Source organism: Actinocrinis sp. (genome assembly GCF_035938995.1).
Lineage (GTDB): Bacteria > Actinomycetota > Actinomycetes > Streptomycetales > Catenulisporaceae > DASZGI01.
In genome coordinates this window covers 1-15,178 of record NZ_DASZGI010000120.1, presented here as the reverse complement: position 1 = coordinate 15,178, position 15,178 = coordinate 1, and the positions used below count along the sequence as shown (strand labels likewise).

Annotated in this window: 8 protein-coding genes, 1 tRNA gene and 1 pseudogene; 5 read left to right on the top strand and 5 right to left on the bottom strand. The window is 69.4% G+C overall.

All coding sequences use genetic code 11. The annotated features are described in order from the left end of the window. The 3 genes from VGZ32_RS08040 to VGZ32_RS29015 form a co-directional block, all read right to left on the bottom strand. Positions 1-1,046: LLM class flavin-dependent oxidoreductase (locus VGZ32_RS08040; RefSeq protein WP_326885237.1), on the bottom strand; the 1,046-nt coding region annotated here is incomplete at its 3' end. Then, the gene (locus VGZ32_RS08035; RefSeq protein ID WP_326885236.1) at positions 1,043-1,267 is read right to left on the bottom strand and encodes a hypothetical protein; all 225 of its coding nucleotides are present in this window, start codon (positions 1,265-1,267) and stop codon (positions 1,043-1,045) included. The genes VGZ32_RS08040 and VGZ32_RS08035, both read right to left, overlap by 4 nt. A 173-nt stretch (positions 1,268-1,440) precedes the next feature. Beyond that, a complete protein-coding gene (locus VGZ32_RS29015; protein ID WP_414642507.1) occupies positions 1,441-1,563 on the bottom strand; it encodes a putative leader peptide in 123 nt (40 codons plus the stop codon). Between the two features lie 216 nt (positions 1,564-1,779). Here VGZ32_RS29015 and VGZ32_RS29010 point away from each other — a divergent pair, with 216 nt between their 5' ends. From VGZ32_RS29010 to VGZ32_RS08025, 3 genes are all read left to right on the top strand, one after another. Further along, a complete protein-coding gene (locus VGZ32_RS29010) occupies positions 1,780-1,878 on the top strand; it encodes a putative leader peptide (RefSeq protein ID WP_414642506.1) in 99 nt (32 codons plus the stop codon). A gap of 70 nt (positions 1,879-1,948) precedes the next feature. Further along, positions 1,949-2,020, top strand: a tRNA-Cys gene (locus VGZ32_RS08030). A gap of 154 nt (positions 2,021-2,174) precedes the next feature. Continuing rightward, positions 2,175-3,164: a GNAT family N-acetyltransferase gene (locus VGZ32_RS08025; RefSeq protein ID WP_326885235.1), complete on the top strand. Its 990-nt coding sequence runs from the start codon at positions 2,175-2,177 to the stop codon at positions 3,162-3,164. A gap of 62 nt (positions 3,165-3,226) precedes the next feature. Here VGZ32_RS08025 and VGZ32_RS08020 read toward each other — a convergent pair whose 3' ends face one another. Beyond that, entirely contained in the window at positions 3,227-5,626 is a 2,400-nt protein-coding gene (locus VGZ32_RS08020; RefSeq protein ID WP_326885234.1) for a helix-turn-helix domain-containing protein, read from the bottom strand. Between the two features lie 1,024 nt (positions 5,627-6,650). On the opposite strand from VGZ32_RS08020, the gene VGZ32_RS08015 reads away from it, so the two are divergent. Beyond that, complete coding sequence (locus tag VGZ32_RS08015) at positions 6,651-7,748, top strand: ParB/RepB/Spo0J family partition protein (protein WP_326885233.1); 1,098 nt, start codon at positions 6,651-6,653, stop codon at positions 7,746-7,748. Positions 7,749-7,866: 118 nt separating this feature from the next. Here the strand turns inward: VGZ32_RS08015 and VGZ32_RS08010 are convergent, their stop codons facing one another. Further along, positions 7,867-12,792 carry a hypothetical protein gene (locus tag VGZ32_RS08010; RefSeq protein ID WP_326885232.1) on the bottom strand — a complete coding sequence of 1,642 codons (4,926 nt, stop codon included), beginning with the start codon at positions 12,790-12,792 and terminating at the stop codon, positions 7,867-7,869. Positions 12,793-13,234: 442 nt separating this feature from the next. Between VGZ32_RS08010 and VGZ32_RS08005 the strand changes: the two are divergent. Next, positions 13,235-15,178: pseudogene (locus tag VGZ32_RS08005) on the top strand (sugar-binding protein); the annotation flags it as partial.

Sequence of the window (15,178 nt, the reverse complement as noted above, 5' to 3'; positions counted from 1 at the left end):
TCGCGGTAGTTCCGCAGCGCCGCGGCGACGTCGTCGGGGGAGCCGACGAGCCAGGTCGTCGCCGCTCCGCCGCCACCGTACTTGCCCGGGGCGGTGTAGAGGCAGGTGTCGAGTACCTCGCCGCGCTCGGCGAGGTCGAAGAGCCGCTGTTGTCCGACCGCCGTGCTGCGGTTGCCGGTCCAGGTGCTGCCCTCGCCGGCGCCGGTCGCCAGCTCTTCGACCTTCTTCTGCGCGTCGCGCCACGCTTCCTCGGTGGTCTCGCGTACCAGCGTCGTGATGCGCAGCCCGAACTCGAGCGGCTTGTGCCGACGGCCGAGTTGTCCACTGAGCGAGGTGAGCCGGTCGATGCGTTCGGCGAGCAGGTCGAGGGGTTCGCCCCAGAAGAGCTGCACGTCGGCCTCAGCCGCCGACACCCGTTCGGCGGCTTCGGATGCGCCCCCGAAATAGAGGGTCGGATGTGTTCGTTCGCCGGTGCCGTAGGGGCAGGGAGCGAGCGTGGATCCGGAGACCTGGAAATGCTCGCCGCTGAACGTGACGTTCTCTTCGGTCCACAGGCGCCGCAGCAGATGGAGGAACTCCTGCGTCCTGGCGTATCGCTGCGCGGGATCGGTGCGTGTGTCGCCGTACGCGGCCGGGTTGTCCAGCCCGCTGACGATGTTGACCAGGACGCGTCCGCGACTGAGTTGGTCGAGTGTCGCCGCCGCGCTGGCGAAATGGGCCGGCTGCCAGTAACCGGGGCGGATCGCGATCAGGGGTTTGAACGTCGTGGTCTGGGCCGCGAGCGCGGCGGCGACGGTGAAGGTGTCCGGGCGTCCCCAGCCGGTGCCGAGCAGTGCGCCGCTCCAGCCGTGATCTTCCGCCGCCCGGGCGAGCTCGGTCGAGTATTCGATGGACCCCCAGCCCGACGTCGTGTCATCGCCGCGGTGGCCCGGTTCGACGGTGTTGGGGATGTACCAGAGAAATTCGCTCGCCGTATGCGAGTCAACGTCGGAATGGTCGCCCGGAGTCGGGGACAAGCGTGTGCTGACGGCTGGCGGAGTGTTCATCCGGTGACTCGCCGGTGCCCGCGAGGGATCTTCTCGCCGGCCTCGATGGCGACCGGCAGCCGGTTTTCGGGATGGCGTGGCCGCAGGATGTCGTGGCCGGCGCGCTTGGTGATGGATAAAAAGCCGTGTGCGTCGGCCAACTGGGCCTGCTGCCGGCTGCGCCAGTCCCGCCACTCGCGGGCAAACGTCTCGAGGTCGACAGCGACGTCCTGGACAGTCATGTTCCGTCCCTCATGGAATCGTCTCGATCATGTGCGGCCGATGGTCGCCCCCGACGCCCCGACGCCCCGACGCCGCGGGGGCGGGGATTAGCGTGAACGCGGCGACCATGTCAACGGCCGGCGGGGAGTCTCACGAAGACGGCGCTGTCAGCAGCGCCTGGCGAGTGGTCGTGTCAGCGCGAGGAGCGACACAGGCAGCTGGTGACACGCTGCAGATCGATGTGGCGCCGTCGCGAGAACGACAGGACCCTGAGACCGCCGGGAGGGATGGCGATCGGTGCACACGCATGCTGCACGATCCGCCTCCAATTCCCAGACCCGCGACCACTTCGCCTTAACGGCGATACTCGACGTCATTGTCCACGTTATGCGTTACGGGATTGGGGCGTCAACATCGCGATGCGGCTCTCATCGCGATCATGTGAGCGCTCGTGTTGAGAGCCGGGGAGCGTCGGAGTGGCGACGACCGATAGGCCGTTGACGTGGTGCGCGCTGCGTGTCAAAGTCTTAGCATGGTCCGTAGCGAGCTGCTCGTCGCCCGCCTGCACGTCGATTTGCGACGGCAGGCCAGCGCGCTGTGTGCGGGCTGTCTCGGGCACACCTGCTGTTGACGGCGGGTTCGCCCTCTCTTCTGAACGTCCCTTTTCGGGTCGGCCGCGCTTTATCGCGGTCGCCCTCGTCGGCGGAGTGTCCGAGTGGCTTAGGACGAGGCCTGCAAAGCCTTGCACACGGGTTCAATTCCCGTCTCCGCCTCGTATCCGATTCTCTGTCGAACGCGAGCCGACGCGCCGTATCGACGGCTGCGTTTTCGCATCTGCCGCCACGGGAACGCTCTAGGGGAACCACTGATTTAACAAGCTGCGCACAGACCACACGACGGCCCAAGGTGGGGAGCAGCGGTCGAGCCATGGGAGACGTCGAGGTTTTCGCTGAGTTCGGTGACGGTGCGCTCAGTGCCCCCTGGTGGGACGGGTTCGCGGTGTCGCAGGGGACTGCGTTCCACGCGAGTCGCTTTCTGCTGCCTTGGTGGCGCGACAGGCTGGCGAAGAACCCGGAATCCCGGCTTGTCACGGCCAGGGTCGTCGATGACGAAGACATCGTCGGGATCTGCGCGTTCGAAGTGGACGCGGATCTCCTGTCCTTCGCCGGAGGCCGGGACGTCGTCGATTACATGGGGCCGATCGCGATTGCCGGGCGGGAGAAGGAAGTCGCCGCCGCGCTGGGCGAGTGGATGTTCGACGGCCTGCCCTGGTCCCGGGCACACCTCGCCGGGCTCGTGAACGACGACGCAGCGGCTCAGGCGATGATCGACGAGGCGTTGCGCAGAGCGCCGAGCGCTGTCGCCGGCACCTACGACCAGGCTCCGAGAATCGACGAGGCTCCGCAGGGCTATCTCGCGGGCCTGAACTCCAAGCGCCGCGCGGACGTACTTCGCAAACGCAACCGGTTGATCGAGGCGGTCGGCGAGCTCGAACTCGTCGCGTCCACGCCCGAGACAGTACTCGACCTGCTGGAACGGCTCCTGGCCTGGAAGGCTTGCGCGAGTGCGGCGACGAGCGGATTCGTGGCCGATTACGGCGGCTTCCTCAGGGCGGTGCTCACCGAACTCGCCGCCGCCGACACCGGCCACGTCGTGGAGCTTCGGGCCTCGGGCCGCCCGCTCGCGTCGGCCATCATGCTGCGGCACAGGGACACCGCCTATATCTACAACATGTCATATGACATGTCATTGACGGCTGAGTCGGGCCTGGCGCCCGGCGTGGTGCTGGTCTCCCTTCTCGTGGAACGCAGTCTCGACAGCGGTCTGCGGTTCGATTTCCTCAAGGGCGCCCAGGACTACAAATTGCGCTTGGGCGGAGTACCCGTGGACTTGACCGCAGTCGCGGTCGAACGCTGAAAGCGGGCCGGCGCAATCGCGGTGTGGCGCGGCATTCCGCGCAGTGTCCGTTCCCCTCAAGCTCAGATCCCGTAGGTGTCCGCGCCGGTCACGTGCTCAAGCCCGACCAGTTCGGCCAGCCGGGCCCGGATCTCGTCCGCCTCCGGGCCGTCCTGGCCGCTCAGCCCGGCGAGCGATTCGCGCAGCAGGGCGATGGCGCGGCCGATGAAGCCCGTCGCGGCGGCGATCTCGCCGCGCTGCCGCAGGATCTCGGCCACCAGGACCGGTTGGCTCAGCCGGCCTGCCTCCGCCTCCGCGCTCTCGACGGCCTCGGTGGCCGCGGCCAGGTCACCCGCGAGTGTGAGGGATATGGAGAGGTTGAGCAGCACGACCGGCTCATAGTGCCCGAGCCCGGCGGCGCGTGCGGCCTGCAGGGCCTCGCGCTGGCGGGCCGCGCCGGCCGCCGGGTCGCCGCCGCGGGTCAGCGAAATGCCCAGCTCGTTGATCGCCGACGCGTACCAGTAGGGCCCGGACTCGCCGCCGCGCAGGAACTCCATGGCCTCGGTGAAGGCAGCGGCGGCGGCGGGATGGTCGCCGAGGTGCTGCATGATCCGGCCCCGCGTGACCAGCAACACGCCGATGCGCGCCCGGTCGCCGAGTTCGCGGAAGACGGTCAGCGCGCCGTCCGCGGCCTCGGCGGCCAGGTCGTACCAGGCGCTCCAGCGGTAGGCTGCCGCCAGCCCGGTCAGCAGTCGGCCCTCGAAGTGGCGGTCGCCGATGTGGCGTGCGCATTCGAGGCCGATCCGGTGGGTCTCGATCCACTCGCTCATCCGCATCATCTGCTCGCCGAACGGCATGGCGAGCAGGGACAGCCGGGCGGTGGAGGTGTCCCAGCGGTGTTGCGCGCCGTAGCGCACCAGGGCGAGCACGTTGCCGTACTCGGCCTCGCACCAGGCGAGGGCGGCGGGGCGATCGGTGAACTCGGGGAGGTCGGGCGGCGTGCCGGGCGGCAGTTCGGGTCTTATGAAGTAGTCCGCGAACACGGCCACCGCGCGGTCGAGGGCGTGGGTGTACCAGTCGAAGACGGTACGGATCGGGTCCTCGGCCGGAGCGGTGGACGAGGCGACGGACATACTCCTGGCTGGTGCGGCGGCGCGGTCCGCCGCCGATACGGCACCGTCGGGCCCGGCCGCTGCGGCTTCGTCCTGCTCCGCTGCGCAGACCCGGACTAGGTCGTGCGGCAGGTAGCGCGGCGTTGCGGTCGCCGATCCGGGGGTCCGCTCGACCAGGCTGAGCTCGAGCAGGTAGTCGAGTGCTGCCTCGCCGGCCGCGGTCGGGACGCCGAGTCCGACGGCGACGACCGGCGCCGGCAGCGCTCCGCCGGGCCAGCGGCCGAAGAAGCCCAGCGCGCGTCGGGCGAGCACGCCGCGCTGGGCGTGGCCGTCGAGCGCGCTCATGCTGGCCGCGATGGTGTTGCGGACCGACACGTCCTCGACTTCGAGGCTGTCGAGCCAGGCTCGGGGGCGGTCGAGGGCGGCGGTGAACGAGGCTCGGCCCGCGTCGACCGGCCCGGCCATCCGGGCGGCGACGATGCGCACGGCCAGCGGCAGCCCGCCGCAGCGTTCGAGCACGCCGGCCAGGTCTGCCGTCCGCAGCCCGTCCGCCGGGCGCGGACCGGTGGCGGCGCGGACCCGGTCGACGAGTTCGCCGGCCTGCTCGGCGGTGAAGGGCTCGAGGCCGGCATGGCGGACCCCGTCGAGGGCGGCCAGGTACCGCCGACTGGTGATCAGAACCGCGCAGCCGGCCGAGCCGGGCAGCAGCGGGCGCACCTGTGCGCTGTCGTGCGCGTCGTCGAGCACGAACAGGATCCGGCGGTCCGCGGTCACGGTGCGCAGCAGGGCGGACTTGGCCGCCACGCCGAAGGGGATGTCGACCATGAAGACGCCGAGGTCGCGCAGCATCCGGTCGAGCAGCACGTCCGGGTCGCGGCCGGGCCCGAGGCCACCGCCGAGGTCGACGAACAGCTGCCCGTCCGGGAAGGCGGCGCGCAGCCGGTGCGCGATGTGCACGGCGAGCGTGGTCTTGCCCAGGCCGCCGAGCCCGCTGATGGCCGCGACCCCGGCCCGCCGCCCGGCCGCGGCGCCGAGCAACTCCCCGGCCAGGGCGTCAGTGGTGTCGGCCCGGCCCACGAAGTCGGGCAGGTCCCGCGGCAGTTGGGCCGGGACGGGGCGGGCCGCGAGGGGCGCGGAACCGGTCGCCCGGTACTGCAGGCCGAACCCGGCGGCCCAGAGCAGCAGTTGGAGCTGGCCCGGGTCGAGCTGCAGAGCCGAGCCCAGCGCCTCGACCGTGCCGCGCCGCGGCTTGACCGAGCCGGATTCCAGGGTCCGGATGGACCGGCTGCTGACCCCGGCCCGCTCGGCGAGCTGTTCCTGGGTCAGGCCGCGGGCGCGGCGTTCGGTGTTGAGCAACTCGGCGAACTGCACGGCGGAACCCCCCGAAGGCGGCTGGTAAGCGTCCAGGTGATCACTCTACTAGCCGATGCGCGGACACTGATCGGCCATGCACGGCACCGGCAATCTGCTGCCCATGACCTGCGAGCGCCAACGTCAACGCGCTGATCGACCAGGGCAAGACCGGCTACTCCACCACCTTCACCTACGACGCGATCGGGCTGCTGCAATGCGAAACCCATCGGTATCTGCGACCAGCGCGATCACCACCTCGTTGGGTCACGACGCGGCCGGCGCCGTCGCGAAAGTTCCGGTCTTTTTCCTGGAGCCGGCTGCACCGCGCTGGTTCCCTGGATGCGGGCACCGTCACGGGGCGAATGGACTTAGGGAGTGGATTGACGATGTACGGCACGGGGACGGACTCCGCGCGGGGGCAGGGGCCCGCTGCGGCGGCCGTAGCGAGGGCGGGACCGGGGGACAAGGCTGGTCTGGCGCTGCTCCGGGAGATACCGGAGGCGTTCCAGGGAGCGGAAAGGTACGTCTTCCTTGAAGCGGTGCGCCATAGCGCCGCGCGGCGGCGGCTAAGGAGTTCATCGTCCCGTTGACAGCTCGAGGTTCGCCATATGCTCGCCACCCTTCTCATCAAACTGTAGACATGACTCGAGCGCCATCCGCACTGGTCGGCTTGGGGGAGGAAGCATCAAGCCGGCGCCCGCACAACCGATGGCGGATGACGACCGCTTCACCTTGGATCAAGAAGTGTTATCGCGACAGTAGGGCCCCGCAAGGCGGCATCGCGCCTTGCTACATGTCGCGACATCGCGTACAACGCGTTTATCACGCTGATGTCACGCACTACGGCGACTCTGGTTGCGCCGCGACGACCGTGGCGAAGTGATCGTCTTTCGCGCAACGACACCGCGCGTCGACGTGGGCCCCGGCCGCGGCCTCGCGTAGTCGGCTCGCCGAGGTGTCTCAAGAGAGACCGGCGAGGTGAGAGGCCGTTGTTCACCCGCCCGGTCCCGTACGTCTTTGTCAATCTCCGAGGTGGCGTCCGATGCATTCAGCGGCAACGACAAGCGAGTCTGCGGAGCATCGCCGTGGCGCCACGGAGTTCGGCGAGCGGCCGGACGACGCGGCGCTGTGGTTGGAGGAGAGACTACGCGGAAGCCGCCGGGCCTTCGTCGAGCTGTCGCGGCTCGTTGTCGCGGATTCGCCGCGGACCGCCGGCGAGGACCACGACCACGTGCGCGTGCTGGCGGAATCCCCCCGCGACCTGCCCCCGATCCTCGTGCACTCCACCAGCATGAGGGTCATCGACGGTGCCCACCGCGTCCGTGCCGCAGCTCTCAGGGGCGAGAGCGGCGTCGAAGCGATCATGTACGACGGCGACGAGGAGGACATATTCGTACTCGCCGTCCGCATGAACACCCATCATGGCCTGCCGCTGGACCGGCGCGACCGGGTTCGCGCGGCGAACCGCATCCTTGAGACGCATCCGGACTGGTCCGACCGCATGATCGCGTCGGTCGTCGGTCTCGCCACGAAGACGGTCGGCTCGCTGCGCTGCCGTTCGACCGCGAACGGTGCGCAGTCGAACGCCAGAGTCGGGCGTGACGGGCGCTCGCGTCCGCTCGACGGATCCGCGGGGCGGCTGCGAGCGATCGAGGTGCTCACTCAAAGGCCTGATGCGTCTGTCAGAGATGTCGCCTGCGCGGCAGGCATCTCGGTCTCTACCGCTCAGGACGTGCGTCGGCGCGTACGGGCCGGTTTGAACCCGGTTCCGCAGTCGGACCGCCGGCCCGAGAAGGTCGTCGGTGAAAGCGCGTCTTCCGCCGAGCCGCTGACGGCCGTCGGCGTGAGCACGACCCCTGGAGCGGCCCGTGGAGCCGATCCCGGCGCGGCGCCGCTGATGGGGCTCGACGCCATCATCGCGCAACTTTGCCGAGATCCGTCGCTGCGCTTCAACGACACGGGCCGCACCTTGGTCAGGCTGCTGGAAAAGGAGAGGGCGACTCTGGCGGTCTCCAGGCAACTCATCGGTGACGCACCAGAGCATTGTGCGGACTCGCTCATACGAATCGCGCGGATTTACTCCCGAGCTTGGGAAAGTGTTGCCAGAGAGCTGCTCGTGCGCAGTCACACGGTGCGGTGACGAGATTTCGAGTACCACACCGCAACGGAAAATACGGGGTTTGATGATTCGGGTTCTTGCGGCAGTGCGGGTCGGGCGCCTGATCGACAGGTGCCCGACCCGCACCGATTGGCTGGTCTCAGTAGCCGGCGAAGTAGCCGTTGGTGTCGATGATCAGGTGCGTGGTTCCGGCGCTGTTGTTGAAGAGCGTGAAGTAGTTGTTCGTGGTCTGTGCGAGGTCGAGGTTGGCGATGCTGAGGCTGGCGTAGTTGAGGGTGGACGTGGGGGGCTGGGTGTAGCTGGCGAAGTCGCCCGGGACCAGTGTCAGCAGACCGCCTACGGTTTCCTGGGTGGCGGTGATGTTGACGACGAGGGTCGGGTTGACGGCGCTGACCACGCTCTGCTGGTACGGATAGGCGCTGTAGGAAGCCACCGGCTTGGACAGCAGTCGCGTGTCGAGCAGACGGGTCGAATCCAGCGGGTGGTACATCTGCGCGTTCGGTCCGGTGGTGGCGACGGTCGTGTAGTAGCCGACGATGTCGCCGATCGCGTCGGTGGCGCCACCGGAGGCGTTGTAGAGATCGATCTTGCCGTCGCTGCCGAGCGGGAGGATGCTCATCGCGGCGGTCGGCTCGTTGGTGTTGAAGCTGACGGCGGTGGTCGTCGGGGTGGCGATGCCGTCGGGATAGGCGATCAGGGGGCCGCCGGTCACTTCGTTGACGGCGGTCAAGTTGATCGCGACCGCGGTGACACCGGCGGCGGGGACGCCGTTGGTGCCGGCGATCGTGACCTGGAGGGACTTTCCTCCGCCGATCTGTGCCTTGGGCGCACCGGTGCCGTTGCGGGTGTCCAGTGCGCGTACCGGGGTGATCGGGTTGTAGTCGCTGGCGCCGGTGGCGTCGGTGTCGGTGGTGAAGTAGCCGGTGATGTCGGCGATGATCTGGTCGCTGCCGGTACCGGTGTTCAGTGAGTTGTTGATGTCGATCTTCCCGTTGGCGCCGACCGGGACGATCACGCCGTTGGTCACCGCGTTGCCGGTGGGGAAGTTGACCGCGGAAGTGTCCGGTTGCGCAGTGCCGTCGGGGTAGACGGTGAGGTGTCCGTTGCCGGTGGCGCCGGTGGCCGTCACGGAGAGGGCGACCGCGGTCACGCCGGTGCTCGGGACGCCCGCGGTGCCGGTGATCTGCAGGGGGACGGTGACGCCGGGGCCGATCGGGCCGGTGGTGCCGCCGGTGCCGTGGCGGGTGTCGAGGATCCGGGTGGGGGTGACGGTGACCAGGGCGCTGCCCGCGGTTTGGGGTTGAGCGGGGGGCACGACCTGGTTCCATGCCTGGATGTCGGTGACCTGCCCCGCGTAGTGGGCAGTGGGGGCGTTGTCGTACAGGTAGTCGCCGACGTGGAAGTTCCCGCCGAAGCCGGTGACCGGCGCATGGCTGGCCGTGGCGACGTCCACGCCGTTGACGTACAGGGTCATCAGGCCGGTGTTGTGGTTGTACGTCGCAGTGATCTGGCTCCACAGTCCGAGCTGGACGGTGCCGCCGGACGCGCAATCGTAGTTCCAGGTGGTGCTGTCGGTCTTGGCCAGGCAGAAGTACCACTTGCCGGAGCCGTCGGGGTAGAGGGTCACCCCGGAGGAGTGGGCGCCGTCCTGGGAGAGGATGACCCCGCCGAGGGCGGCGGGCCGTGCGCGCACGGAGACGGTGAAGTCACTGGAGACGTTGACCGCGGACCCCGACGCGTCGAGCGTGCCGGTGCCGCCGGCGTCCACGGTTCCGTCGGAGTTGGTGTTCAGCAGCGCGTCGGGACTGTAGAGGTCGCCGGTGTTCCAGACGACGTTGCCGGTGCCGCCGGCTCCGTTGAGGTTGAGGCCGCCGGTCGAGTCGGCCGTGGTGGTGAGCTGTGCGCCCGACTGATTCGTGCCGATGTCCTGGAAGAGCCAGGCGTGGTCGGACGTGTTCAGCGTGGTCGTCGCGCTGGGGGACAGTTGGGTGGAGGCTGCGAGGGCCGGCAGCAGATACGCGGTGGCGATGCCCGTGGACGGGTCGGTGACCCAGAGGTCGGGGATGCCGTCGCGGTTGATGTCCGCGGCACGCAGTATCAGGGTCTTTCCGGTGTTCCAGCCGGTCGCGATCTGGTACTGGGTGTAGGCCAGCGTGGTGGCGTTGGGGAAGGCGCTGCCGGTGGGGAGCCCAAGCCCCGCCCACAGGTAGAGATCTCCGGTAGAGGGCTTCCACAGGTAAAGATCGGTGGCCGTGGTGCCGCCGCGGGTGTCCTGCGCGGACGTGACAGTCCACGAGTTCCAGTCCTGTGTGCCGTCGGGAGTGTTCAGGGTCGTCAGGTCGTCGCAGAGCGTGCAGGCTGTGCTGGGCGTTTGGTTGTTGGTGTAGGTGCCGGGTGCTCCCGCGTCGAACAGGTAAATCTGGTTGTTGATGGTGGCGAGCAGGTCGGGTTCGCCGGTGTCTGCGCCGGAGGTGTTGCCGGCGTTGGCGACTTGCGTGGCGCCGTTGCCGACGGAGTCGATGATGCTCGACGACGTGACGGTGTACTGCTTGCCGTTGACGGGGTTGCTCGTGTCCAAGGGCGATGAGTCGCCGTTGGAGCAGACGATGGCCCCGCCGCCGCCGTGCGGGTTGGTGCTCGCGTCGTACGAGCCGGGGAAGTAGGCCATGACGTCCTGGGCGCCGTTGCCGCAGAAGTTCCCCGTGATCGCCTGGGCGCCGTTCCATTCGCCGGGGCTGGTGGCGGTGGGGACCGTGGAGAACAGGCCGGCGGTTCCCACGTTGACGGCGTGGGTGGCCGTGGTGCCGTCGGCGTGTCCGGTGGCGAGCCAGAGGCCGGGCGGGAAGACGCTGCCGGCCTGGCCGGGGACGATCAGGTCGGGGGTGCCGTCGTTGTTGACGTCGCCGTCGGCGGCCGGGGGGTTCAACGTCGTTCCGTCGAACCAGACGGTGGAGGAGGACCCGACGTTGCCGCCCGCTGACAGGGCACTGACCGTCAGGGTATTGACGATGCTGGGCAGGATGACGGTGATGTCGGCGGAGCCGCCGGCGGTGACGGTCACCGGTGCGGCGTCATCGACCTGATAGACGTAGCCGCTGATGTTGGCGCCGTTCGGCGGGGAGATGGTGAACCTGCAGGCGCTGCCGATCGGGTGTGTGGGCATCGTCGGAACAAGGGGGCAGTCGACGGTGCCCGTCGGCGGGTTGGCGGTCGGCGCGATTCCCGGTGCGCCGGGCCGGGTGGGATCCCAGACGAAGGTGCAGGTGTTCGACCAGCGGCCGGCCAGCGTGCCGTCCGTGGACTGGGCCAGCCAGGTGAACGAGGTCGCGGCGCCGCCTGCGAGGGTCTTGAAGAAGGACTCGGGCAGGGTCATGACCGCGAGCTGTCCGGACGGGCCGGCGTACACGTCTGAGGGCACGTTGTTCGCCGAGGTCAGCAGGTTGGTCTTCGAGCCGTCCTTGGTCTTGTACAGGTTGAACGTGGTGTACAGGTAGTTGCCGACCGGCGAGGAGACCTGGGCGTACAGGGTCATGCCGGTGTCGCCGACGGCGCTGCCCGCGCACGTGGTGAAGGGGTTGGTGCGCAGCCCGCCCGGGGCGTTGGGCGGCACGTCGTAGGTGACGGAAGCGTTCGTCGTGGTCTCGTGGGGCACGTCGCCGTTGAACTGCTTCCAGGAATAGGCGTTGCCGCCGGAGTTGGGGTTGCCCTCGTCGGCGGCGGTGGCTCGCAGCCCGAGAGTCAGACTCCTTCCGCCGCCCGCGACGAGGGAGCTGACCGTCTTGCTGAGGTCGAATCCGACTCCTGCGGCGGCGCAGCCCGAATAACCGTGGGCGACGTCGGCGGTGCCGATCGGCGAGGCGCCCCAACTCGGCTGGTTGTTCCAGGTCGTCGTTTGGGAACCGGAGCCGTAGATCGGGCCGGTTTGGTACAGGTCCACTTCCGACGCGTTGCATGAGGGCGCCACGTCTTCGAAGAAGTTGACCTCTGCGTTGTTCGGCGCCGAAGAGACGACGGCTCCCGCGGGCAGGCCGGACAGGTCCAGCGTGGTGAACGAGCGGGCCGTGAAGAACGGTGCCGACCAGCCGTTGAAGCCGACCTGCATACGGCTGTTGGTGCCGACGCCGTAGTAGGACTGGTCGGGGAAGGCGGAGTTGACCATGGTCCACGCGGAGACGCTGGGACCGAAGGGCGGGTCGATGTAGATCGGCAGGTGAGGGGCGCCGGTCAACAGCGACGATGGCGGCTTCAGGGTCAGCGTGCCGGCCGCATACGACGCCGAGAGCGACGCGGTGCGCGCGCGCTCGCCCGGGCCGTTGACGGAGGAGGCGAGCGGCGCGCCGCTGACCGGGTCGAGCCCGCTGCTGGTCACGCTCGACGAGGAGGGACCGGCCGCGCCCGACGCGGCGCCCGCCGAGTGCGCCGCCGCCGTGGGCGAGTCCCAGGCGGTGGCGGCGGGAGCGGTGAACACGGCCCGGCCGCCCGGGTCGGTCGCGGCCAGGTTGCCGGCCGCGTCCGTGGCGACTTTCAGACCGATGGCGGACACGCCGGTCTTCATCAGGGCCGCGAGTCCGGGGCTGGCCGCCGCGGCGGCGGTCTTGACGACGAACACGTCGCTGATGCCGCCCTGGGAGGTGGCCGTGACCACCAGGTCGATGCCCGGCAGGACATTGCTATAAGTGGCCGTGGCGCCCGAGACGGCGGGGGCGGGCAGCGCGGTCGGCAGGGTGAGCGAGAGCTGCCGGCCGCCGAGGGTGAGCACGGCCAGCGGCTTTCTGCCGCCGCCGGAGAGCACCAGGCTGCCGGTGGTGGCGGCGGGGGAGTAGGTGCCGTCGCCGTTGCGGATCAGGGTTGCGTCGAGGCCGACCCAGGCGCCGTTCTTGCGCACGCGCACCGGGCTGGGCGAGGTGTCGAGGGTGAAGCTGCCGTTGGGGTTCGCCGTGGTCCGGCTGGTGGCCGTGGTCATGGCGTCGGCGATTACCGGCCGCCCGGTCGACTTGGCCTGGGCCGATGCCTGTGCGGCGGTCAGTGCCCTGCTTGAGGCGTCGGCGGCAGGCGTGGTCGCCACGTGGTGTGTGACAGGAGCCTGTGCCGCGTATGTGCCGATCAGGAGGCCTGCGGCAACGGTGAGTGCGAGGCTGCTCGAGAAAAGAGGCCCGATTTTTGGCAGTCGTGTATTAGGGCGCATCAGTGATGGATCCCCCATGCTCATGCGACGTGGAATGCGCCAGGGGCTTGTCGCGAAATTCCCCCGCGCTGCGCACGCTACCTCCCGCGGTTGCTCATCTTCCAGATCTGGGCCACGCAACCGAGTGGTCTCCGCGCGCTCGGGTCGCATGCAAAGTCGTCCGCTGAAAACAGCCCCCCGGATCTTTGCCTTTCCGTGACCTTGGGCGGGTGGCGGTCGGCTACCGTCCGAATGCTGCCTGTCGTGGCTGGTCAACGGGGACCGGCGCCCGGGCGGTGTACGGGATGCGGGAAGATCGCTTCGTTCGCATGGGGGTATCGCTATGCGCGTTTCGGCCTGGGAGAATCTCAGGGTTCTGTGTCGGCGGCGCCGGTCCGCGGTCCTGGACGGACTGGCGGCGGTGGCGCTGGCCGCACCGCTCGTCCTGTCCGCCGCCGCCCAGCCTGCGCCGTACACGTCGGCGGCGCCGGGTCTTCCGCCCGTCGATCTCGGCCAGCCGGTGGCCGTGCACCCGTTCACGCCGCATCCGGCGGCCGCTGGTGCCGCACCCGCCGTGAACGCCGTGCCCACGGCAGTGCACTGGCCCGCCGCCGCCGGCGGTTCCGCCGCGTTGAGCGCTCCGGGCGCCGCGAGCTCGAACCTGGCCAAGCCGGCTGCTCAACTCGCGCCGCCGGCGGCCGGAACGCTGGGCACCGCGACGTATGCCGCGGGCACCCCGGTATGGTTCCGGTCCGTCGAGCCCGCGAGCAGGTCGTATCAGGGCCCGTCCGGGGTCCGGGTCGGCGTCGCATCGCATGACAGTGCCCTGAAAGCAGGCGTGGACGGGGTCGTCTTCACCGTCACGCCCACCGCCGGTGGACGCGGCGCGGTGAACGTCGGGGTGGACTACTCGTCGTTCGCGCAGGCCTACGGCGGCAACTACGGCTCCCGGCTGCGCTTGGTCGCGTTGCCGGCCTGCGCGCTGACCACCCCGCAGGCGGCCGCCTGCCGCACCGAGACCCCGCTGTCTTCGACCAACGACCCGGCCGCGCGCACGGTTTCGGCGCAGATCACCCTGGACCCGGCGACGGCCGCACCGTCGCAGACCGGTCAGGGGACACACGCAGCGCAGCCGGCCGGCACCCTCGTGGTGGGCGTCGACACCTCGCCCTCGGGCGGTGACGGCGGCGGAAACGGGGGCACGTACGCCGCCACGAGCCTGAAGCCCTCGGGATCCTGGTCCGCGGGCGGCTCGTCCGGGTCGTTCACGTATTCGTACCCGATCGCGGTGCCGCCGGCGGCCTCCTCGCTGGCGCCCACGGTCAGCCTCTCCTACGATTCCGGCAGCGTCGACGGGCAGACCGCGGCGACCCAGGCGCAGGCGAACTGGCTGGGGGACGGCTGGTCGACTCCCGAGAGCTACATCGAGCAGTCGTTCACCTCCTGCGCCGACTCCCCGGAGGGCGCCGCCGCCACGCAGTCCACCGGGGACATGTGCTACGACGGGCCGGTCCTGACCCTCTCGCTCGACGGCTCGACCACCTCGCTGGTGTGCGCGGCGGACTGCAACAGCGACAGCGCCGTGTGGAAGCCCACCGTGGACAACGGCGAGGTGGTCACCCGGCACACGAACGCGGGCAACGGCACCGGCACCTACGACGACTCGTACTGGACGGTGACCGACCGCACCGGCACGGTGTTCAGCTTCGGACGCAACGTCCTGCCAGGCTGGTCCACGGGCCAGCCGGTCACCGGCTCCGTGCAGTCCGAACCGGTGTACTCCGGGCACAATCCGGCCGACTCGACCACGAAGCAGCCGTTCACCGATCCCTGCTACAACGCGAACTGGTCGTCCTCGTGGTGCACGATGGAGTACCGGTGGAACCTCGACTATGTCAAGGATCTGCACGGCAACGCGATGGCGTACTACTACCAGCAGGACACGAACGCCTACGCGCAGAACGGCAACACGACCAACGCGACCCCGTACGTACGCGACGCGCACCTGGACCACATCGACTACGGGTTCACCGACGGGGGCGCCTATGGCACGGTGGCGGACAAGGTGGCGTTCGCCACCGGGGGCCGGTGCGTGTCCGGGACCTGCGACCCGCTGAACTCGAGCACCAAGGCCAACTGGCCGGACGTGCCCTACGACCTGGTGTGCGCCTCCGGGACGACCTGCACGAGCTATTCGCCGTCGTACTTCTCCACCGTGCGCCTGACCTCGATCGCCACCGAGCAGTACTCCACCGCGGCCTCCAGCTATGTGACGGTGGACTCCTGG